Origin of the sequence: Solidesulfovibrio sp. DCME (assembly GCF_049995385.1) — a bacterium.
Lineage (GTDB): Bacteria > Desulfobacterota > Desulfovibrionia > Desulfovibrionales > Desulfovibrionaceae > Solidesulfovibrio.
This window is the reverse complement of the sequence record NZ_CP188261.1, coordinates 668938-691709: the sequence shown is the minus strand read 5'-3', so window position 1 is coordinate 691709 and position 22772 is coordinate 668938. Positions and strand designations below refer to the sequence as shown.

Genomic DNA, 22772 nt, shown 5'->3' with positions numbered 1-22772 from the left:
TGGCACCGGATGCCGCACGGATTCGCAACGACCCAGCCACAAGGAGCCTCCCATGCAACGCGCGATCAAAGCCCTGGCCCCGATCCTGCTCGGTGTGCTGATCTGGGTGCTTCCCGCCCCCGAAGGCCTCTCCGCCGCCACCTGGACCTATTTTGCCCTGTTCGCGGCGGTGGTGTTGGCCCTGGTGCTCGAACCCGTGCCGCCGGCCCTGGCCGGGCTTATCGGCGTCACGGCGGCCACCGTCCTGCGCCTGGTGCCCATGACCCCGGGCAAGGCGCCCTCGCCCGGCGAGGCCATCAAGTGGTGCCTGTCGGGCTTTTCCAACGGCACGGTCTGGCTGATTTTCGCCGCCTTCATGTTTGCGCTGGGCTACGAGAAGACGGGCCTCGGCAAGCGGCTGGGGCTCACGCTGATCCGGCGCATGGGCAAGAAGACCCTGGGCCTGGGCTACGCCGTGGCCCTGGCCGACCTGATCCTGGCCCCGTTCATGCCATCCAACACGGCCCGAAGCGGCGGCACCATCTTCCCCATCATCAAGAACATTCCGCCGCTGTACGGCTCGACGCCGGACAACAATCCCCGGGGCCTGGGCGCCTACCTCATGTGGACGGCCCTGGCCACCACCTGCGTGACCTCCTCGATGTTCCTCACGGGCCTGGCCCCCAACGTCCTGGCCCAGTCCCTGGTGGAAAAGACCGCCCATGTGAACCTGGCCTGGGGCCAATGGTTCATGGCCGTCCTGCCCGCGGGCGCCATCCTGTTTTTGGCCACGCCGCTTCTGACCTACATCCTCTATCCGCCGACCCAGAAAACCTCGGAAAACGCCCCGATCTGGGCCGCCGAGGAACTGCGCAAGCTCGGCCCCCTGACCGGCCGCGAGGTCACCATGGCCGCCCTGGCCGTGTGCGCCCTGCTCGGCTGGATCTTCCTCAAGGATTTCGTGGACCCCACCACCGTGGCCCTGGCCGCCATCTGCGTCATGTGCCTGGCCGGGGTCGTCACCTGGGAGGACGTCATCGGCTACAAGCAGGCCTGGAACGTGCTGGCCTGGTTCGCCACCCTGGTCACCCTGGCCGACGGCCTGGGCAAGACCGGCTTTCTCAAGTGGTTCGCCGAGGCCGCCTCGACCCACATGCAGGGGCTGTCCCCCACGGCCACGCTCCTGGGCTTGACCATTCTCTTTTTCGTCAGCCACTACATGTTCGCCAGCATCACGGCCCACGTGGCGGCGCTGCTTCCGGTCATGCTGGCCACGGCCATGGCCGTGCCCGGGCTCAACATCGCCACGGCCTCCATGGTCCTTTGCGCCACGCTCGGCATCATGGGCATCATCAGCCCCTACGGCACCGGCCCCTCGCCCATCTATTTCGGCTCGGGCTACGTCAAGAGCAAGGAATTCTGGATTCTCGGCGCGATCTTCGGCGTCATCTACCTGGGCGTGTTCCTGCTCGTCGGCTTCCCCTGGATCCTGTCCCGGGCCTAGGAGGTACCCTTGGAAAACATGACCATGGTTATAAGAAAAAATAAAATATTCTAATCTATTATCTCGAAATTCCCAGGCACGGGTTTCGAGGGCGCGACACCCGGCCGGACCTGGGAAGGGGCGCCATCCGGCGGTGGGGCGACAACACGGCGGCAACGACGGCGCCGGGGTCGCCCCCAGCCGCGCCGGCCCGCAAACAGGCGCGCACACGACGGCCCCGCCTCCCATGGGCCAAATGGGCGTGGCCCCGCTTCCCTCGGGTCAAACGGGTGCGGCCACGCCTCCCCTTGCCAAACGGGCGCGGCCCCGCCCGGTCAGGCCTCGGCCAGGGCCACCAGGCGCGAGGCCGCACACGGCCCGGGCATGGTGCAGTAGGGCGCGAACAGCGGAAAGAATTCCCCGGGGTCGAAGGCCCGCTCCGGGGCCAGCACACCCGGCCCCGAGGCCTTGCCGCGCAGGTGCAGGACCGCGCCCAGGGCCAGGGGCACACCGGTCATGGACGCCATGTCGGCCGGCGTGGCGGCAAGGGACGCGGCGACCGTCTTCGTGACCCCGTCACGCCTGCCCTCGCCCAGCGCGAAAAAAAGCGGCAGCCGGGGGCCGTCCACGAACCGCGACAGGGCCGTGAGCAGGGCCTCGACCCAGCCGGCCCCGGCGGCGCTGGCCACCAGGTCGCGGCCCGCTTCCTCCAGGCTCATCCGGCCGGCGTCGATGGCGTCGCGGTAACCGCGAAAGGTGCCGATCCAGGCCGCGGGCATGACCATGCCGCAGTGGGTCTCGCGCACCTGCGGCCAGGAATAGTGGAAGGAGACGGGCTCGGGATGGCCCACGCTGTAGAGGGTGCGTTTTCCCCGGCCGGGGTAGTCGATGACCAGGTCGGCCAGGGGTGGGTCGTCGACGAGGGCGCCGTCGCGGCACTCCAGGATGGTGCCGGAGCACTGGGCCATCCAGTGGATGACGGCGGCGGAAAACTCCAGGCTGTCGTCGGTTCTTTCCTCGATGTTCCAGCCGGCCACCAGCCGCTCGGCGGCCTCCAGGCGGTCCATGACGCAAGCGGCCAGAAGGTTGGTCAGCCCCGGGCTTGCGCCCATGCCGACCACGGCCGTGACGCCGGCCTCCCGGGCCTGGCGGTCCATGTCCAGCATGTCCCGGGTGGGGGCCGGGTCGTCGCAGATGTCGAGGTAGTCGGTGCCGGCCTCGATGGCCGCCCGCAAGACCGGCGGCCCGAAACGGAAAAACGGCCCCACGCAGTTGAGCACCAAGTCGGCCCGGCCCATGAGCCCCACCAGGGCCTCGTGGTCCGTGACGTCGACGGCGACCGCCTCGGCCTTGCCCTGGCACGAAACGGCCACCCGGGCGGCGTCGTTGCGCTCCAGGCTGGCCACGGTCAGGTGCCCCACCTCCTCGAAGGCGGCCACGGTCCGGGCAGCCAGGGCGCCCATGCCGCCGGCGCCGAGCAACAGCACGTTTTTGCCCATGTCACGTCCTCCCGGAGCCGGCCGCCTCCCCGTCCATTGCCGTGCCGTCCTTGCCCGGCCATTCGAAGAGCCTGCACAGCCGCGCCCAGAATTCCTCCCCGAGCACGGCCAGGCCCACGAAAAAAAGCCCCTCCCCGGCCAGCAGCAAATACAGGAGCGTGCGCGTGCCGCCGCTGCCCGGCCGGCCAAAGAGCAGAAAGCCGAGGGCGGCGTAATAGGGCACGAGGCTGCCGACAAAAAGGGTAATGCCCAGGCGGTGGCGCCACAGGCTGATGTGCCGTGGCCGGGCGGGCCGCTCCCGGCGCAGGAAAAACGCCTTGAGCTTCTCCTTGATGCCGACGACGAAGGATTTGCCGAGCAGGGCGATGGCGGCGATGCAGGCGATTTCGCCGGAGGCGACGTAGATGGCCCCGAGGGTGACGGCCTCGGCGGCGCCGATGGGCGCGAAGGCGAGCAATTCAACGGTGCAGATGGGAATGAAACTGTAGACGAGCAGGCCGAGCCCCAGGCGCTTTTTCCAGGCAACCGTTGGCTGGCTCGCATCAGGCTGTGATGGGGTCATGGGAGGGCCTTTGTTTCAGGCATGCGTGCCGGACAGGCCGGGCGACAGTGCGCTGTGCCTGTCATGCCTTGCCGCGGCCACTCTTGTTGCATCTAGCATTTCACCCTGCCGGGCGTCAATTGCGCCACAGCGGCGTCACCCGCCCCGATGCGGCCCGCGACCGCCTTTGCCGCCGCTTGGCAACCACGCCGGATTCGGGCGGTCGCAGCGACTTTGAAAGACCGGCGATTTTTGGTATGTAGTGTTGCCCCACCCGCAAAAGACAATGAGCAGTCCTCCCGCCGGCCCGGGGAAGTCTTGCGGGCCTTGTCCCAACGTTCGCCCCATGTGACGCGACAGTCACCAGGAGTGCAGCGATGCGCAGGCTTTCCGGTTCGATTGGCATGAACGTGTTCCTGGTCGTCCTGGCCGGCGTGCTGCCCGTGCTCGGCCTGGTCCTGGCCACCGGGTACGAGCGCCGGGGGCACGAGGTCGAGCAGGCCCGCCTGACCACCTTGCGGCTGGCCCAGGCCTATGCCGACGGCCAGGTCAACGAAACCCTGCGCCTGCGCGTCATCCTTGCCGCCGTGGCCGCCCAGCAGGCCGTGCGCGACCTCGACGCCGCCACCAGCGACCGCTTGTTTCGCGACATGCTCCTGGCCAACCCCAACTACGTCAATTTCGCCCTGGCCAGGCCGGACGGCGAGGCCGTGGCCTCGGCCCTGCCCTTCACGCGGCAAAACCTGGCCGAGCGCCGGGAGTTCCGGGAGGCGCTGCGGACCGGCGCCTTCGCCGTGGGCGAGTATGCCGTGGGCAAGGTCAGCGGCGTCCAAGTCCTGCCTTTCGCCTATCCCGTGCGCGACGACCAGGGCGCCATCCGGGGGGTGCTCATCGCCACCTTGCGGCTCGGGGACATCGGCGCGTCCTTCGACCAGGTCATGTTGCCGCCGGATTCCTTCGTGGGCATGGCCGACCGCAACGGCCGCAGGCTTTACCGCCATCCGCCCCTGGCCAAGCCGGGCATCGGCGAACCCATCGCCCCCAACGTCTGGGCCACGATCCATTCCGCCCACGCCCCCGAGCTCTTTACCGAGACCGGTTCCGACGGCCTGCGCCGCATCTATGCCGTCAGCTGCGTCAGCCTGGGGGACGACGAGCCGTATCTCCATATTTTCGTGGGCATTCCCGAAACGGCTGTCACCGCCCAGGCCGACGCGGCCACGCGCCGGCTCCTGGTTTGGCTGTCGGGGTCGCTTGCCGCCTCGGTGTGCCTGGCCTGGGTCGTGGGGCGCTTCGGCATCCACGCCCCGCTGGAGCGGCTGGCCCGGACAGCCCGACGCATCGGCCTGGGAGACCTCCAGGCCCGGTCGGGCTTGACCGATGCCCGGGGCGCCCTGGGGACCCTGGCCCGGTCCATGGACAAAATGGCCGAGGACATCGCTTCCGATCGGGAAGCCCTGATCCGAGCCATGGAAGCCAGGGACCGCGAGGCCCAGTGGCGGGCCACGCTCATGGATGCCAGCGCCGACGGCATCGTGATCATCGATGGAGACTACCGTGTCGTGGAGGCGAACCGGCGTTTCGCGGTCATGCTCGGCTACGATGCCGAGGAGGTCGTTGGCCTGCGGACCTGGGACTACGAGGCCCAGCTCAACGAAGCCGAGATCCGCGACCGGTTTCCCAAGGTCCTCCCGGTGCAGACGACCTTCGAATCGCGGCACAAGCGCAAGGACGGGACGTCCTTTCCCGTGGAAGTGAGCGTGTGCGGTTGCGTCGTTTTCGGCCAGGAACTGCTTGTCGCCGTCGTCCGGGACATCACCGAACGCAAACGGGCCGAAAAGGCCCTGCTGGAAAGCGAGGAACGCTACCGCGCCCTGTTCGAGAATTCCCAGGACGCCATCGCCCTGTGGGAGGAAACCTCGGCCCGGCTGACCTGGGTCAATCCGGCCTTCCGCCGGCTTTTCGGCTACACGCCCCCCGAGCTGTGGGCCATGACCGGTGACGCCTTGTGGGGCCTGATCCACCCGGATGACCGGGAAGCGGCCCGGCGCGACATGGCGCGCACCGAGGCGCAGGGGCGCGACACGGCCCGCCTGCGGCTGCGCATCCGCAGCAAGAACGGCGAGGTCCGCTGGGGGGACGTGACGGGACGGTTGCTGCACAGCGCCGGGAAGCGGATGCTCATGTTCCTCATCCGGGACGTGACCGAGGAGCAGGAAACACATGCCCTGCTCGAGTCGGCCAAAAACCAGGCCGAGGCGGCCAGCCGGGCGAAAAGCGAATTCCTGGCCAACATGAGCCACGAGATCCGTACGCCCCTCAACGGCATCATGGGCATGCTGCAGTTGCTCAAACTCGGCGGTCTCAACGACGAAATGGCCGGCTACGTGCACATGGCCCTCCAGGCCAGCCAGCGGCTGACCCGCCTGCTCGCCGACATCCTGGACCTCTCGCGCATCGAGGCGGGTAAGCTGGCCGTTGCCCATGAGCCTTTCGACATCCGCCAAACCGTGGGCGAGATCCGGGAGCTGCTCCTGCCCCTGGCCAATCAGTCGGGCCTTGCTTGCACCCTGGCCGTCGACCGGCGCATTCCCGAAATCGTGGTGGGCGACGGCGCGCGGCTCCAACAGCTCCTCACGAATCTGGTGGGCAACGCGCTCAAATTCACCAGGCAGGGGCAGGTCGCCATCGAACTGACGGCCCTGGCCACGCCCGGTAGCGGACGCTGCCGGGTCCTTTTCACCGTGGCCGACACCGGCCCGGGCATTGCCGCAGAAGCCCTGCCGCGCCTGTTCGAGCCCTTCACCCAAAGCGCCCGGGGACACCGGCGCGAACACCCGGGCGCCGGCCTCGGCCTGTCCATCTGCAAACGCCTGTCCGATCTGCTGGGCGGGGACATCAGCCTGGAAAGCGAAGAGAGTGTCGGCACCACCGTGGCCTTGAGCCTGCCCTTCGACCTGCCCGAGGCAGCGGCGCGGCCCGTCTCCGGCAAGCCCGCGCCGCAGCCCGGGCAGTACTCGGGCCTGGCCCTGCTGCTGGTCGAAGACGACGCCCTCACGCGCCTGGCCATGCACCGGTTGCTCGAACGGGTCGGCCACCGCGTCACCACGGCCGACAACGGCGCGGAGGCCCTGCGCGCCCTGACGGCCGGGGCCTTCGACCTGATCCTCATGGATGTCCAGATGCCGGTCATGGACGGCCTGGAGGCCACGCGCCGGCTGCGGGCCGGGGAGGCCGGGGCGGGAGCCGCCGCCACGCCGGTCATCGCCATGACGGCCTACGCCATGGCCGAGGACAAGGAAACGATCCTGGCCGCCGGCATGGACGGCCATATCGCCAAGCCCGTCAATGCCGACGAACTGTTCGCCATCCTGGAGCGGTTCGCGGACAGAGCGGCCACGGACGACGCCCCCCAGGCGAGCTGAAGCGGCGGGCCTGCCCGGGCCCGGGGCGCACCGATGGGCAAGTGGCGCACCCCGGGCTCACGGAGCGCGACCCGGCCCAACGACAGGGGCGGTCGCCAAGCCCCCGGCAGGCCAGGCTGCCCCGGCCCGCCGGGATTGCGCCGGCGGCGGGGAACCCTACGCGTCCTTGGGCGCCTGCGCCTCGACCTTGGGCTTGTCCACGCCGAGGACCCGCTCGGCGAATCCCTGCACCAGCACGTAGAAAACCGGCACCACCAGCACGGCCAGCAGGGTGGAGGCGAGCATGCCGCCGAAAACCGCCGTGCCCACGGCCCGCTGGCTGGCCGCGCCGGCCCCGTTGGCCGTCAGCAGCGGCACCACGCCGAGGATGAAGGCGAACGAGGTCATGATGATGGGGCGAAAGCGCAGCCGGGCCGCCTCCACCGCCGCCTGGGTGATGTCCATGCCCTTGGCCCGGCGTTCCCGGGCGAATTCCACGATGAGGATGGCGTTCTTGCTGGCCAGGGCGATTAAAAGCACCACGCCGATCTGGGTGTAGACGTTGTTGTCCATGTGGCGAATCAAAAGCGCCACCATGGTGCCCAAAAGGGCCAGGGGCACGACCAGGATGACGGCCGTGGGCGTGGCCCAGCTCTCGTACTGGGCGGCCAGGACCAGGTAGACCAGGACCACGGCCAGGGCGAAGATCAGGTAGGCCTGGTTGCCGACCTGCTTCTCCTGGTAGGACATGTTCGTCCATTCGATGCCCATGGACGTCGGCAGGCGGTCCCGGGCCATCTGCTCCATGAGCGTGAGCGCCTGGCCGGAACTGAAGCCCGGGGCGGCGGCGCCGTAGACCGCGGCCGAGGTGTAGAGGTTGTAGCGGGTCAGCACCGTGGGGCCCAGGATGTCCTTGATGGTGGTGACCGCGGACAGGGGCATCATCTCGCCCTTGTTGTTGCGGATCTCCATCTGCATGACGTCCTGGGCATTGAGGCGGAAACGCGACTCGGCCTGGGCCCGCACCTGGTAGACGCGGCCGAACTTGTTGAAGTCGTTGATGTAGGTCGAGCCCATGTAGGTGGAGATGGTGCTGAAGAGGTCGTTGAAGCTGACCCCCTTGTACTGGACCTGGGTGCGGTCGATGTCGGCGTAGATTTGCGGCGTGGCGGCGTTGTAGGTGACGTTGAGGGGGGTCAGCCCGGTCTGGGTGCGGCCGACGTCGATGAGCCCGTAGCAGGCCTCCTGCAGGGCGTAGGGGCCAAGCGCCCCCCGGTCCTCCACCATCATCTGGAAGCCGCTGGCCTGGCCCAGGCCCTGGATGGCCGGCGGGATCATCACGAAGGCCACGGCGTCCTGGAGCGTATTGAGGCGGGAGCGGATGTAGCGCAGGATGGATTGCTGGTCCACGCCCTTGGGCCGCTTGTCCCAATCCACGTAGGTGACGAAGATGGCGGCCATGTTGGGCTGGTTGAGGGAGTCGAGGATGGACATGCCGCCGAAGGTGATCCAGTCGGCCACGCCGGGCGCGTCCTTGAGGAAGCCGTCGATCTGCTTGATGACCGACGCCGTGCGCGACAGCGAGGCCGCCGGCGGCAGCTGGAGGCTGATGATGGCGTAGCCCTGGTCCTCTTCCGGCAGGAAGCCGGTGGGCAGGGAGGCGAAGCCGATGAAGGTCACGGCGATGAGCCCGGCGTAGCCCAGCATGGCCGTCTTGGCGTGCCGGACGATGAAGCCGACCACGGCGGCGTAGACGGCCTCGCAGCGGTTGTACAGGGCGTTGAAGCCCCGGAAAAAGGCGTTGGGCTGCCCCTTGTGGGGTTTCATCCACAGGGCGCACTGGGTGGGCTTGAGGGTGGCGGCGTTAATCGCGCTGATCACGGCCGTGGAGGCGATGACCAGGGAGAACTGGCGGTAGAGCTGGCCGGTGATGCCGGGCAGAAACGAGGCCGGCAAAAAGACCGAGATCAGCACCAGGGTGATGCCGATGATGGGGCCGAAAAGCTCCTTCATGGTGGCGATGGCCGCGTCGTGGGGGCTATCCCCCAGTTCAATATGGTGGGCCGTGCCCTCCACGATGATGATGGCGTCGTCCACCACGATGCCGATGGCCAGGATGATGCCGAACAGCGTGACCAGGTTGACGGAAAACCCGAGCATGCCCATGGCGATGAACGCCCCGAGGATGGTGACCGGCACGGTGGTGGCCGGCACGAGCATGGCCTTGAAGTCCTGGAGGAAGAGCATGATGACCAAAAGCACCAGGATGCCGGCCTCAATCAGCGTCTTGTAGACGTCGTGGATGGCCTGGTTGACGAAGCGGGTGGTGTCGAAGGGGATGTCGTAGATGAGCCCGGGCGGGAAGTCCTGGGCGATCTTTTTCATGGCCGCCTTGACCAGGTCGGCGGTCTCGAGGGCGTTGGCCCCGGGCAGGAGGTAGATGGCCAGCAGGCTGGCCGGCTTGCCGTTTTTGAGCGCAAAGCGGTCGTAGGTCTTGCTGCCCAGTTCCACCCGGCCCACGTCCTTGACGCGCAGGACCTTGCCGGTCTCCTTGAAATCGGCCTTGAGGATGATGTCCTCGAACTGGGCCACGTCCTCGAGGCGGCCCTGCATCTGGATCATGTACTGGAAGTGCAGGTTGTCCGGGGCGGGCTGCTGGCCGATCTGGCCGGCGGCGACCTGGACGTTTTGCTGGGAGACGGCGTTGACCACGTCCTGGGCCGTGAGCCCGAAGGTCTTGACCTTGTCCGGGTCGAGCCAGATGCGCATGCCGTATTCGTCGCTGCCGTTGACGTTGACGCTGCCCACGCCCGGCAGGCGCGACAGCTCGTCGCGCACGCGCAGATAGCCGTAGTTGGACAGAAACAGGCTGTCGTAGGTGCCGTCGGGCGATTCGAGGGAAACGCACATCAGGATGGCGGTGGACTGCTTCTGGACGGTGATGCCTTGGGCCTGGACCTGCTGGGGCAGGCGGGCCAGGGCCTGGTTGACCCTGTTTTGGACGAGCACCGTGGCCATGTCCACGTCGGTGCCGACCTCGAAGGTCACGGTCAGGGTGTAGGAGCCGTCCGAGGCGCTATTGGAGCTCATGTAGAGCATGCCTTCCACGCCGTTGACCTGCTGCTCGATGGGCGCGGCCACGGAGTCCACGATGACCTGCGGGCTGGCGCCGGGGAAGCTGGTGGTGACCTGCACCGTGGGCGGGGTGATGTCGGGGTACTGGGCCACCGGGAGCCGCAGCAGCGTGACCACGCCAAGCAGCATGATCAGCACCGCCAGCACGTTGGCCAGGACCGGCCGCTCGATGAAGAATTTGGAGAACATGGCGTGCGGCCCCTAGGGGTTGGCCCCGGCGGCCGGCGCATGGGGCGCGGGGGCCGGGGTTTTGGGCGCTGGGGCCGGTTTTTTTGGCGCATGGGCCGGCGCCTTGGACGCGGCAGCCGGCGCCTTGGGCGCAACAGCCGAGGCCGGCGCCACGGCGGCTGGGGCTTCGGTCACGGCGTCCGGCGCCTTGGGCGCAACAGCCGGGGCCGGCGCCACGGCATCCGGGGCCTTGGGCGCAACAGCCGGGGCTTGCGGCGTGGCATCCGGGGCCTTGGGCGCGGCGGCCGGGGCCTTTGGCGCCGGGTCGGGCGTCTTCGTGGCGGTGTCGGCGGCTTTCGGCGCGGCGGCCGGGGCCTTGGGCGCGGCGGGCAGGGGCTCGGCCTTGCCGCCGGGGCGCACCCGCTGCAGGTCGCTGACGATGACCCGCTCGTCGCCGGTCAGGCCCTTGTCCACCACGTACATGCCGTCCACGGCGAAGCCGAGGGTGACCGGGCGCTGCTGCACCACGTCCTTGTCGTCGAGGAGCAGCAGGAAATGCCCGGTCTGGTCCTGGCCCACGGCCGTGTCCGGCACGAGCAGGGCCTGGCGTTTTTTCAGCGGCACCCGCACCCGGGCGAAAAGCCCCGGGGTGATGCCGCCATCGGGGTTGGGCAGCTCGCCCCGCAGCAGGATGGTGCCGATCTTGGGGTCGATGCCCAGGCCGTAGTAGTCGAGCTTTCCCGTAAACGGATAGTCCGTCGAATCGCTGAAGCCGACCTCCACCGGGATATGGACATCCTTTTCCGGGGCGGCCGTTCCGCCCCGGGCGGCCTTAAGGCGCAGCAAATCGCGCTCGCCCAGGGTGAAGTAGACGTACATGGGGTCGTAGCTGATGGTGGTGGCCAGAAGCGTCGGTTCGCCGGCGCCGACGAGGTTGCCCACGTCCACGCTGCGCCGGCTGACCCGGCCGTCGAAGGGGGCCAGGACCCGGGTGTAGCTCAGGTTGATCTCGGCGATCTCGATTTGCGCCTTGGCCGCTTCCACGCCGGCCTTGTACTGCTCGCGCTGGGCGTCCCACTTGACCACGTCCGTGTCCGGGCCGGCCTTTTCCCGCAGCAGGTTCTTGGCGCGCACGTATTCGATCTCGGCCTGGTGCAGGCCGGCCTGCTGGCTCAGCAGCTGGGCCTTGGCCTGCAGGAGCTTGGCCTCGTAGGGCTCGGGCTGGATGACGAACAGCAGCTGGCCCTTCTTGACGTCCGCGCCGTCCACGTAGGCCTGCTTGACGAGGTAGCCCTCGACCCGGGCCTTCAAATCGACGGAATTGACGGCCTGGGTGTTGCCGGTGAACTGGAGGTATTCCGTGACCTCCCGGTTCTCCGGCCTGGCCACCTGGACCTTGGGCGTGGGCGGCGGCACGTACTTGTTGCCGCCCTCGCAGCCGAAAAGGACGATAAGGCTCCCCGCGACAGCCACGAGGGCGACCAGGGCCGAGGCGATCCGTTGGTGTGGCGTGTGCATGGGCTATCCGTCCCGATCGTGTTTGCCGCGGCCCGCCCGGGCGGCGCGGTTGCCGTTTGGGGTGGCGATGCTACAGGTCGGGCACGAACCGGGACAGGCCCTGGCCGGATTCCTCGACCTGCTTCGGGCCTTCCTTGATCTGCGAGCCCCACCACGTCCGCTTTTCCATCTCGCGCCGCACGTCGTCGGGCACGTAGGGCAGGCCCTGGCGCACCTGCCAGCCGCCGCCCAGGGCCCGGTAGAGGCTGACCAGGGAGGTGGCCACGGTGCCTTGCGTGGTCACCAGGTCGTCCTGCTGCTTGAGCAGTTGCTGCTGGGCCACGAGCACGGTGGTGTAATCGGTCTTGCCCTCGCTGTACTGGATGAAGGCCAGGTCGGCCGAGCGCTTGGCCGCGTCGGCCGCCTTGGCCAGGGAGACGACCTGGGCGCTGGCCCCGATGTAGCTGGACAGGGCGTCCTCGACCTCGCGCAGGGCTTTGAGCACCGTCTGGCGGTACTGGATGAGCAACTGCTGGAACTTGGCGTCCTGGACGCGGACGTTGTCGATGATCCGGCCGTAGTTGAAGAGGTTCCAGGAAAACTGCGGCACGAACTGGGCCGTGAACCCCTGCTGGGACAGCAGGTTGGACAGGCTGAACAGGCCCACGTCGCTGGCCAGGAAGCCGACCGAGCCGCCGAGGGAAAACGAAGGGAACAGATCGGCCTTGGCCACGCCGATCTTGGCGCACTGGGCCATGGCGGCGTATTCGGCGGCGCGCACGTCGGGCCGGCGGCGCAGCAGGTCGGCCGGCACGCCCACCCCGATCTCCCAGGGCGGCGCGGGAATGCCCTTGGTCCGGTCGAGGCCTTCCGGCGGCGTGTCCGGCGGCAGGCCCAGCAGCACGGACAGGGCGTGGCGGTTCTGGGCGATGGCGCTTTCGAAGCCCGGGATGGTGGCCTCGGTGGACAGCAGCATGGTCCTCGCCTGCTCCACGTCGCGCTCGCTGGTGGCGCCGTAGCGGAAGCGGGCCTCGGCGATTTTGAGGCCCTCGGTTTGCAGCACCACGTTCTGGTGGGCGATGTCGAGCTGGGCCTGGTTGATGCGCAGGTTCAGGTAGGTGGTGGCCACGTCGCCGGCCAGGCTGACCAGGGCGTTGTCGTAGTCGGCGGCATTGGCCCGCAGCGTCGCCTCGGCCGACTCGATGCCCCGGCGGTACTTGCCCCAGAAATCGAGCTCCCAACTGGCGCCGAGGCCCAGGGTGTTCTGCCAGACGGCGTCCTGCACGGACTGGCTGGAGCCGGGCTGGGGCCAGGTGGGGGCGAGGTGGCTTTCCTTGGTGAAGGTATAGCCGCCGGAGCCGGTCTGGGACTGGGGATAGAACTGGCCCACGGCGATGCCGAGCTGGGCCCTGGCCTCGATGACCCGCAGCCCGGCCACCCGCAACGGCAGGTTGGCCTCGAAGGAGGAACGGACCAGCCGGGCCAGTTCGGGGTCGCCGAAGGCGTCCCACCACTCGTTTTGCACCGCCAGGCCCGGCCGCGTGCCGGCCTGGCCGCCCTCGACCCAGTCCGGGTAGGCCGGATCGCCCGGGCGCTTGAAGTCGGGTCCGACCTTCATGCAGCCGGAAGCAAGGATGGCCGCAAATAGCGCCATCCACAAGGGCAACCTGAAACGGATCGCACGCATGGAAACCGACCCCGTGACCCGGACGCAGGGTTTATGAAAAAAACGTCGGCACCGTCGAACCAATCCCCATCCATGGTGTGGCATGGCCACGGGAACGCCGCAAGCCCGGCCCAGGCACACAGCAGGGACGCAACGTCCCGCCTGCCGGCCAGGCCAGTCTCCTTTGCCGCTTGTTTCTTTTTTGGCCATCGCTGTCAATAACTTTGAAGCAAAAAAGCAGGTTACCTCCAAATATACAAAAAGGGCCCCGTGTGCCCCCACGTGCTGCCGCGCGGCTGCCCCGGCCGGGGCGTCGTTTCCCTTTGCGCCGCGCCGCCCGGCAGTGCCCGCGACGCGCCCCCATCACGTCTGCAACACCCGATCGCCCGCCCCAATGGTGAATCCGGAACCGTTTTGGGCGATGCCTTGCTCCATGAGCCGCCCCGTTCCCCTGTCCCGGATTACGGCAGGCCCTCCGGCAAGGGCCGCCGCCGACCGGTACCGAGGCCTTGGTACCGCTGGGAAGGCTTGCCTCCCCCGGCGACTGTGCTAGTTTCGCGACAACCATGCCGCCGGCCGCGAGGCGCCCGCGTCGCGGCGGCGATAATCCCCAACCCCTGGAGCCTGCCCATGCCCCTCGTCCGCGAAGTCACGTTCGATTTGCTGCGCCGCCTGGGCCTGACCACCGTCGTCGGCAACCCGGGTTCCACCGAAGAGACGTTCCTGAAAAATTTCCCGGCCGACTTCACCTATGTCATGGCCCTGCAGGAAACCAACGTCGTGGCCATCGCCGACGGCCTGGCCCAGGGGCTGCGAACGCCGGTCATCGTCAACGTGCATACCGGCGCCGGCATCGGCAACGCCATGGGCGCCCTGCTCTCGGCCTACCTCAACAAGACGCCGCTGATCGTCACCGCCGGCCAGCAGACCCGGCAGATGCTCCTGTCCGAGCCGTTTCTGACCAACTTCGAGCCCCAGACCCTGCCCCGGCCCTATGTCAAATGGAGCTACGAACCGAGCCGCCCCCAGGACGTGCCCGGCGCCTTCATGCGCGCCTACGCCATGGCCATGCAGCCGCCGACCGGCCCGGTCTTCCTGTCCTTGCCCCTGGACGACTGGGACCAGGAGATGGCGGCCGTGGACGTCTTTCGCACCATCGCCACCCGCCAGGCCCCGGACCCGGACCGCCTGGCCGCCTTCGCCCGTCGCATCGAGGCCAGCCGCAACCCGGTGCTCGTCTACGGCGGCGACCTCGGCCGCAGCCAGGCCTGGGACGCCGGCATCGCCCTGGCCGAACGCGTGCAGGCCCCGGTCTGGTTCGGCCCATTCACCGAAAACGTGCCCTTCCCGCAGGACCATCCGCTCTACGCCGGCGTGCTGCCGGCGGCCGTGGGCCCGGTCAGCCAGGCCCTGGCCGGCCATGACCTCATCGTGGTCGTGGGCGCGCCGGTCTTTCGCTACTATCCCTGGGTGCCCGGCGACACCCTGCCGGCCGGGGCCGAACTGCTGCAGGTCACGGACAGCGCCTACGAGGCGGCCAAGTCCGTGGCCGGCGACAGCCTGGTCGGCGACGCCGGCCTGGCCGTCGCCGGCCTGCTGGACAGGCTTGGACAGCGCCCGGCCCCGGCCTCGCCCCGCCCGGCCGGCGCCCGCGAGGACGCCCAGGCCCTTCTGGCCGGCGCCGGCGAACCGCTGACCGCCAAACAGGTCTTCGCCGTGCTCTCCCAGTGCGCCCCCGAGGACTATGTCCTGGTCAACGAATCGCCCTCCAACATGGGCGAACTGAGCCAGACACGCTTCGGCACCATCACCAAGCCCGACAGCTACTACATCATGGCCTCGGGCGCCCTGGGCTGGGGCATGCCGGCGGCCGTGGGCCTGGCCCTGGCCGAAAAGCGCACCGGCCGGGGCCGCCCCGTGGTGGCCCTTATCGGTGACGGATCGTTCCAGTACGCGCCCCAATCCATCTGGACGGCCGTGCAGCACGGCGCCCATGTCGTGTTCGTGGTCCTGCGCAACGAGGAATACGGCATCCTCAAGGCCTTCGCCCTGCTTGAGGCCACACCCAACGTCCCGGGCCTGGACCTGCCGGGCCTGGACATCGCCTCCCTGGGCCAGGGCTACGGGGCCAGGGCCTGCCGGGTTGCCTCCCCGGCCGCCATCGAGGCCGCCTTCCGCCAGGCCCTGGCCGAACCGGGCGTCACGGTCATCGAAATCCCCATCGACAAGACGATCCACAAGCTGCTGGGCGACGGCTAGGGAGGTCGACGCCACGGCACAACAGGGCGGCGCGCCCGGACCGACAAGCCAAGGCCGGCACGCCGCCGGACGAGAAAATCGATGGACCACGGGATCGTGCTTCCCAAGCTCCGGGATTCCCGCTATCCTCGCATTTCCCCGGTGATCACGCGGCTTTCTCGTGTCTGTGCCTACACTCGTACGCAGCAGGAGGCCTTCCGCGATGCGACGCCCCACCATCGTCTTGGCGCTTGTTTCCGTCCTTGTCGTGTTCCTCGTACTTGCCTGTTCCGCCGCCTTGGCCGGCAACGAACGGGGCGCCTCCACCGGCCCCACCACGGCCAAGGGCACGGTCCAGTCCGACCAGTACCTCCACGTCCCGCCCGTCAAGGTCGCCCCGAACATGGAGCCGGTCGTCCCCCATCCCGACCAGGCCAGGCGGACGGCGGACAAGCTGGCCGCCCTGGAAAAAAAGTTCGGCAAAAAGCCCAATATCATGGTCGTGCTGCTCGACGACGTGGGCTGGATGGACGTGGGCTTCAACGGCGGCGGCATCGCCGTGGGCAACGACACGCCGACCCTGGATTCCTTCGCCGCCAAGGGCCTGATCCTCACCTCGGCCTATTCCCAGCCGAGCTGCTCCCCCACCCGGGCGACCATCATGACCGGCCAGCTGCCCGTGCACCACGGCCTGCAATACCCGCCCATGTACGGCCAGGCCGGGGGCCTGGAAGGCGCCGTCACCCTGGCCAGGCTTTTGTCCGACCAGGGCTACGTCACCCAGGGCGTGGGCAAATGGCACATGGGCGAAAACGAGGGTTCCCAGCCGCAAAACGTCGGCTTCGACGACTTCCGGGGCTTCTTGTCCGTGTCGGACATGTACACCGAATGGCGCGACATCTACTACAACCCGGAAATCGCCCTCAACCCGGCCCGGTTCGCCATGATGGAAAAGTCCGATTTCAACCACAACGACGTGCACTGCCGCAAGGGCCAACCCTGCCAGGCGGTGCGCCTGATCGACCTCGATACCATCAAGACCCTGGACCAGGAATGGGCCGCCTATGCCGAGCAGTTCATCCGCAACCAGGCCGGGGCGCAAAAGCCCTTCTTCCTCTACTACGGCACCCGGGGCTGCCATTTCGACAACTACCCCAACGACGCCTTTGCCGGGACCTCCCGGTCCCACACCTCGTTTGGCGACTGCATGGTGGAGATGGACGCCGTCTTCGGCCGGCTCATGCAGGCCCTGGCCGATTCGGGGCAACTCGAAAACACCCTGGTCCTCTTCACCTCGGATAACGGCCCCGAGGGCGAGGTGCCGCCCTACGGCCGCACGCCCTTTCGCGGCTACAAGGGCACGACCTGGGAAGGCGGCGTGCGCGTGCCCACCTTCGCCTACTGGAAGGGCATGATCGAACCGCGCAAGTCCGAGGGGCTCTTCGACCTGGCCGACGTGCTCCCCACTGCCCTGTCCCTGGCCGGCAAGCCCGGGGCGGAACTGGCCAAGCTGCTGCCGGCCGACCGCTACCTGGACGGCATCGACCAGGCCTCGTTCCTGCTGGCCGAGGGCGGCGACTCCAACCGCCGCAGCGTGTTCTATTGGATGGGCACGCAGTTCGCCGCCGTACGCATCGACGAGTTCAAGTACCACCAGGTGGTGCAGATCACGGATATGATCGTCAAGAAGGGCTGGAACGCGGGGTTCAGCGGCGGCGTGGTGGACAAGACCGGCTGCGAGGTGCTGTTCAACCTCTACACCAACCCCCAGGAGGATGCCATCGTCGGCATCCGGCACCTGCCCGTGGCCGGCATCCTCCAGCAGGAGATGCTGCGCTACGAAACCGAGGTGCTGCCCAAGTTCCCGGCCAACTTCAAGCTGCCCGGGGGTTGATGGGGAAACCGCGGCTGGTGCGAAACCCTCGCGTCAAAAGGTGTAGCCAAACGACAACTGGCCGCCGACGCCAACGCTTCGCCCGCCGTCGCCGAGCACCCCGTCGGCCCGAACCCGCAGGGTCAGGGACTTGTAGGCGGCGGCAAGGCCCAGGCCGGCCTTGAACAGGTCATGGCTGCCGAAGGCGGAGCGCTGGCTGACGGCCTGTCCGGAGCACGTCCCGAGGCTCGTGACCTGCGGGTCGCCCAGGAGCCGCTCGTAGCCGAGGGTCAGGGCGGGGCTCACGGCCCAGGCTTGCCCCCCCCACCGGTCGAGGGCTGCATCCAGGTCGGCCACCAGGCTCGCCATCGCGTTGTCGCGGCCGTGGACGGACAGGGCCAGTTCGCTGCCGCTTTCCGTGAAGCCGGCCAGGGTTTCGCCCGTGACCCGCACCCCCACTTGCGGCGTGACCGTGAGCCCATCCCGGGCGAAGACGTGACCGAGGGCGGCCAAGCCGCTGGCCAGGCCGCCGGTGGTCCGGCCGCTGGCCGAACCCAGGCCGCCGCCCAGGGGGCGGTCGCTTTGGACGTCCACGAAGCCGGCCAAGGCCCGGGCCGCCAGGTAGGGGCCGCTGTCCAGGCCGAGGAAGCCGAAGCGGCCGCCGAGGGTGGCAAAAACGGTCTGGGTCGTGGCCGTGGCCCCGGCACTGCCGACCGCCCCCCACAGGGCGCCCAGGCCCGCATGGCCGCCGGCCCGTTCGCCGGCCCGGTAGGTGACGCCCACCATCGAACCGGCCTTTTGCTCCCGGCTCGAGGCCGTCTCCGTTCCCCCCTGGGTCCAGAAGGCGCCGCCAAGGCCGGCCAGCCAGAACCGGGCCTGGCCAGCGGCCAGGTCGCGGCTTTCCCCATAAGGCCGCAGGGCCTCGTCCACCCAGCCGGGCTGGCGCAGCAGGGCCGAAGCGGTGTCGGCATGGACCTGGCCCCCGACCTGCCCGGGCACCCCGCCCAGGCCGCCCAGGTCCACCGACGACTGGAGATAGAAATTGTAGGCGGTGTAGCGGCCGGAAAGGGCCGATTGCTGCAACCCGTTGAGCAGGGCCGCCCCGGAAGCGGCATTGCCGGCCAGGCCCCCCTGCCCGGGCAGGACCGGATACGAGACCATCTTGGCCCGCAGCACGTAGATGTCTTCCAGGGTCAGCCCCAGCCCCTGGATCAGGTAGCCGTACATGGAGCCGTAGGACTGGTTCACCTGGTCGAGGGCGGCCTCGAGGTAGCCGGGCACGACCCCCAGAAGCACCGTGATGGTGGCGGCGTTCGCCCCGGGCTGCTCGGCCAGGATGGCGGCCCGCGACGCCTCGATGGTGGCGGCCGTATAGCTGTCGGTGGCCAGGTAGTCCCGCATGATGGTCGCCGACGGGACGCCGGCGATGCTTTCCAGGATGGCCGACGTCCAGCCCGTGCGGTCCTTGCCGCCCGAGCAGTGGTACACGTCGGGGAAGGGGTCGTGGGCCAGGGTCAGAAGGACGGTCCGGAAATTCGCCCGCTCGGTCGGATCGGTCACGAAGCCCCGATAGAGGTTTTCGAAATAGCCGAGGGACTCCGAAAGAGAGGAAGCAAAGGACGGGAAGCTCGGCGGACTCGAACTGCCGTAGATATTGACGTTGGTGTAGAAGGCGCCCCCGGGCACTAGGTCCGGGGCGCTGGCGATCTCCGAGGGCGTGCGCAGGTCGATGTCCCGGCCGATGCCCAGGGAACTGATGGTCCGCCAATCCGTGTCGCTTAAGCCATTGAGCGCGTCGGAGCGGTAGAACACGCCGGTGCGCATGAGCCCGAACTGGCTCGTGACGTTGACGAAGCCCGTGCCGCCGTAGGCGGCCGCGATGCCCGCGATATCCCGAAAGTTCGGCGCCGACGCCAGCACCGGGGTGCCGATCACCTGGCCTGCGGCGGGCCTGGCCGCCAAACAAAGCAGGACCGCCAGGACGCGGATGAGGATGTTGCCCATGATACCCCCGTTCGGATCGCATTGGCCGGCTTGTGCGCCGCAGCATCACCACGCGGTGCCAGGAGCGGTTCCCTAGCGCTTCCTTGCGAGCACCTTCCGGCGCACAGGCAAAGGGCAGCCGCACGAACGCAGCCACAGGACGTCGAAAAAAACGGGATTCTTCCCGTTGCGACAACAAGGAATCGACAGAAAGCCTTCCCTAGCACGATTCATTCTCCCCCACCACTCCCGTCCATCCCAATGCTGCGGTGCGTCATCCTGCAACAACACAATTCCACCGTTTACTCCTGTCGCATGGGACAGAGAACACCACGTAGCGCACGACACCAATGCCCGCTTGGCGCACGAACCGAACCGCCCTGGAGTCCCGTCTCCCGCATCGCGACCAAAAAGAAAAATGCACCAGGCATTTTGACTTCCCCTCCCGCCTTGGGTAACCAGGAATGCAATGGCGCAACGGCACAACGGCCCGGCTCCGTCCGGACACGCCCGGGACGCCACGCCGGCTCGACCGCCACAGCGACCGACTCGCCCCCACGATCTTTGTGTTCCTAACCCGCAGCGCACGTCGGAGATGCCATGACCGCACCGATCATCGCCTTCACGGATACCGGCCCGCTGCCAGCCATCAGCGCAGTGGGCGGCAAGGGCTATTCGCTGCTCCGTTTATGCCGCGAGGACTTCCCCGTACCGCCGGGATTCGTCCTGACCACCCGGTTTTTCGAGCCCTGGGTGCGGCAGGTGCGGGCGACCGACGCCTGGAAGGCCCTTGTGGCCGCCCCGGCCCGGGACATGGCCACGGCGGCCGCCGCCCTGCCGCCCCTGGCCGAGGCCCTGGCCTTGGACGCCGACCAGACGAAGCTCCTGGCCGAGGCCCTGGAGGCCCTTGGCCAATGGCGGCTTTTCGCCGTGCGCTCGTCCTCGCCCGAGGAGGACCTGGCCGGGGCCTCCTTTGCCGGCGGCTACGAGACCATCCTCGGCGCGACGCGGGAAACCATGGAACGGGCCGTGCGCCGGGCCTTCGCCTCCTGCCTGAACCCCCGGGTCTTCGTGTACAAGCGGCAACACGGCTTCGACACCAGCCAGGCCCGCATCGCCGTCGTCGTCCAGGCCCAGGTCGACGCCGAGGTGGCCGGCGTCGGCTTCAGCCTCGACCCGCTGACCAACGACTACGACCTGGCCGTGTTCAACGCCAACTGGGGCCTGGGCGAGACCGTGGTCAGCGGCCTGGCCACGCCCGACCAGTTCACCGTGGACAAGGTCACGGGCAAGGTCGTGGAGACGGTCATCGGCGCCAAGCAGACGTCGTATTGGCTGCTCCCAAACGGCGGCACCACCGAACGGCCCGACGACCGCCACGACGAAGCGACCCTGTCGCCCGACCAGTTGCGGCACATGACGGCCACGCTTTCGCGCATCGAGGCCCTGTACCAGTGCCCCATGGACATCGAATGGGCCTGGCAGGGGGACCGGTTCTCCCTGCTGCAGGCCAGGCCCATCACCGCCTGGCTGCCGCTGCCCGAGGAGATCCGCACCGAACCCGGCGCGCCGCGCCTGCTTTTCATGGACGCCACCCTGGCCATCCAGGGCATCCAGGAGCCGCTGTCGGTCATGGGCCAGGACTTTCTGACCGTCTTTTTCCGCCGGGTGGCCCACCGGCTCCTCGGCGACACGGCCATCCTCGACCCCAGGCACGGCATGGTCCGCCTGGCCGGCGGCCGGCTCTACTCCTGCCTGTCCTACGCCTTCACCATGGCCAGCCCCGAGGGATTTGCCGGTTTCATCGCCAACATGGATTCCATGGTCAGCGACATCCTGCGCGACACCGACCTGGCCCCCTACCGCCGGGTGGCCAAGCCGGCCTTCCTCGAACGCCTCATCCGACGGCTCTTGACCCACGTTCCCGGCCTGCCCCTGCGCAACCTGGCCGCCGCGCTGGCCCCCGAGCATGCCGCCGCCAGCTACCACCGCAAGGTGGCGGCCGCCCTGGCCGCCATGAAAGCCGTCACTCCGGACGCAACTGGCCTTGCCGCCTACGCGGACCGGCTGGCCGGGGACTTCCTCGAACTGCTGCTTTCAGTCCTGGCCACGCCCCTGCTGGTGGGGATCTTGACCAAGTCGCGGCTGCACCGGCTCTTCGCCGCCCGGGCCGCGGCCGACTCGACGGTGGCCGACGACCTGGCCCACATCGACCAGGCCCTGCCCCACAACATCACCATCGACATGGGGCTGGCCCTGTACGATGTCGCCGCGCAGTTCCGGGAAGCCGGGCTCGGCGACGCGGCCACCATCCGCCGCAGCCTGCTGGCCGGCGAATACCAGCCCCGGGCGGCCCGGGCCGTGGCCGCCTGGCAGGACTTCATGGAGCGTTTCGGCTTCCGGGGGCCGCGCGAACTGGACCTGGCCGCGCCGCGCTACCGCGACGCGCCCGAGACCCTGTGCAAGCAGGTCGTCGCCCTGGCCGCGCTGCCCGAGGGCGGCGAAACGCCCCGCACCATCCAGCAGCGCTCCATCGAACGGCGCCAGGCGGCCCATGCCCGCCTGGGGGAAACGGCCCGGTCCATGGGCACCCTGGCCCATGTGGAATATGACCTGCTCTACCGCCTGGTGGAGCATTTCGGCGGCTACCGGGAGAATCACAAGTACTATCTGGTGGCGATCATTTCCCTTGTGCGCGAGCACGTCCGTAAGGCCGGGCGCGAACTGGCCCGGGCCGGGCGGCTCGACCGGGAAGAGGCGGTCTTCGACCTGACGCTGGCCGACCTGGACCGGGGGCTGGCCGACCCGGAGTGCGACCTGCGCGCCCTGGGGGCGGCCAACACCGTGTTTTTACGCCGTCTGGGGCACGTGGAGGAGTTCCCCCACCTGGTGGACTCCCGGGGGCGCATCCTGCGGCCCAAAGCCCGGCCGGCCAAGGAGGGGGAGCTGTCGGGCCAGGGCGTGTCGCCGGGCACGGTGCAAGGGCCGGTCAAGGTGCTGCACAGCCCGGACGAGAAGCCGCTGCTGCCCGGCGAGGTCCTGGTGGCCAGGGCCACGGACCCCGGCTGGACGCCGCTTTTTGTCAACGCCGCCGCCATTGTGCTCGAGGTCGGCGGCATGCTCCAGCACGGTTCGCTGGTGGCCCGGGAGTACGGCAAGCCGTGCGTGGCCGGGGTGGCCGAGGCCACGCGGGTCCTTCGCGACGGCGAACTGGTGGAGGTGGACGGCTCCTGGGGCCGCATCCGCCGTCTGACGCCCCCGGGCGAGCCGGCCTCGGGGAGCGACCCTTAACGAAGGCGATGGCAT

Annotated in this window: 11 protein-coding genes; 5 read left to right on the top strand and 6 right to left on the bottom strand. The window is 68.7% G+C overall.

Features of this window, described 5'->3' with window-relative positions; all coding sequences use genetic code 11:
* The first annotated feature begins 52 nt into the window (after window positions 1-52).
* On the top strand, window positions 53-1483 hold the full coding sequence (locus ACP59X_RS02840) for an anion permease (RefSeq protein ID WP_428564780.1): 1431 nt from the start codon (window positions 53-55) through the stop codon (window positions 1481-1483).
* 314 nt (window positions 1484-1797) lie between these two features.
* Here the strand turns inward: ACP59X_RS02840 and ACP59X_RS02835 are convergent, their stop codons facing one another.
* Window positions 1798-2961: a saccharopine dehydrogenase family protein gene (locus tag ACP59X_RS02835; protein ID WP_428564777.1), complete on the bottom strand. Its 1164-nt coding sequence runs from the start codon at window positions 2959-2961 to the stop codon at window positions 1798-1800.
* A 1-nt stretch (window position 2962) separates the two neighbouring features.
* Entirely contained in the window at window positions 2963-3523 is a 561-nt protein-coding gene (locus ACP59X_RS02830; RefSeq protein WP_428564774.1) for a hypothetical protein, read from the bottom strand.
* A 356-nt stretch (window positions 3524-3879) separates the two neighbouring features.
* Here ACP59X_RS02830 and ACP59X_RS02825 point away from each other — a divergent pair, with 356 nt between their 5' ends.
* On the top strand, window positions 3880-6927 hold the full coding sequence (locus ACP59X_RS02825; RefSeq protein ID WP_428564771.1) for a PAS domain S-box protein: 3048 nt from the start codon (window positions 3880-3882) through the stop codon (window positions 6925-6927).
* 156 nt (window positions 6928-7083) lie between these two features.
* On the opposite strand, the gene ACP59X_RS02820 is transcribed toward ACP59X_RS02825, so the two are convergent.
* The 3 genes from ACP59X_RS02820 to ACP59X_RS02810 form a co-directional block, all read right to left on the bottom strand.
* Window positions 7084-10230, bottom strand: coding sequence for an efflux RND transporter permease subunit (locus ACP59X_RS02820; protein WP_428564768.1), 3147 nt, complete (start codon window positions 10228-10230; stop codon window positions 7084-7086).
* 12 nt (window positions 10231-10242) lie between these two features.
* Window positions 10243-11727: an efflux RND transporter periplasmic adaptor subunit gene (locus ACP59X_RS02815; protein WP_428564765.1), complete on the bottom strand. Its 1485-nt coding sequence runs from the start codon at window positions 11725-11727 to the stop codon at window positions 10243-10245.
* Between the two features lie 70 nt (window positions 11728-11797).
* A complete protein-coding gene (locus ACP59X_RS02810; RefSeq protein ID WP_428564762.1) occupies window positions 11798-13360 on the bottom strand; it encodes an efflux transporter outer membrane subunit in 1563 nt (520 codons plus the stop codon).
* 642 nt (window positions 13361-14002) lie between these two features.
* Here ACP59X_RS02810 and mdlC point away from each other — a divergent pair.
* Window positions 14003-15631: a benzoylformate decarboxylase gene (mdlC, locus tag ACP59X_RS02805; protein WP_428564759.1), complete on the top strand. Its 1629-nt coding sequence runs from the start codon at window positions 14003-14005 to the stop codon at window positions 15629-15631.
* Window positions 15632-15833: 202 nt separating this feature from the next.
* A complete protein-coding gene (locus ACP59X_RS02800; protein WP_428564756.1) occupies window positions 15834-17504 on the top strand; it encodes a sulfatase-like hydrolase/transferase in 1671 nt (556 codons plus the stop codon).
* Between the two features lie 33 nt (window positions 17505-17537).
* Here ACP59X_RS02800 and ACP59X_RS02795 read toward each other — a convergent pair whose 3' ends face one another.
* Window positions 17538-19487: a tyrosine-protein phosphatase gene (locus tag ACP59X_RS02795; protein WP_428564753.1), complete on the bottom strand. Its 1950-nt coding sequence runs from the start codon at window positions 19485-19487 to the stop codon at window positions 17538-17540.
* 579 nt (window positions 19488-20066) lie between these two features.
* Here ACP59X_RS02795 and ACP59X_RS02790 point away from each other — a divergent pair.
* A complete protein-coding gene (locus ACP59X_RS02790; protein ID WP_428564750.1) occupies window positions 20067-22757 on the top strand; it encodes a PEP/pyruvate-binding domain-containing protein in 2691 nt (896 codons plus the stop codon).
* The last annotated feature ends 15 nt before the right edge of the window (window positions 22758-22772 follow it).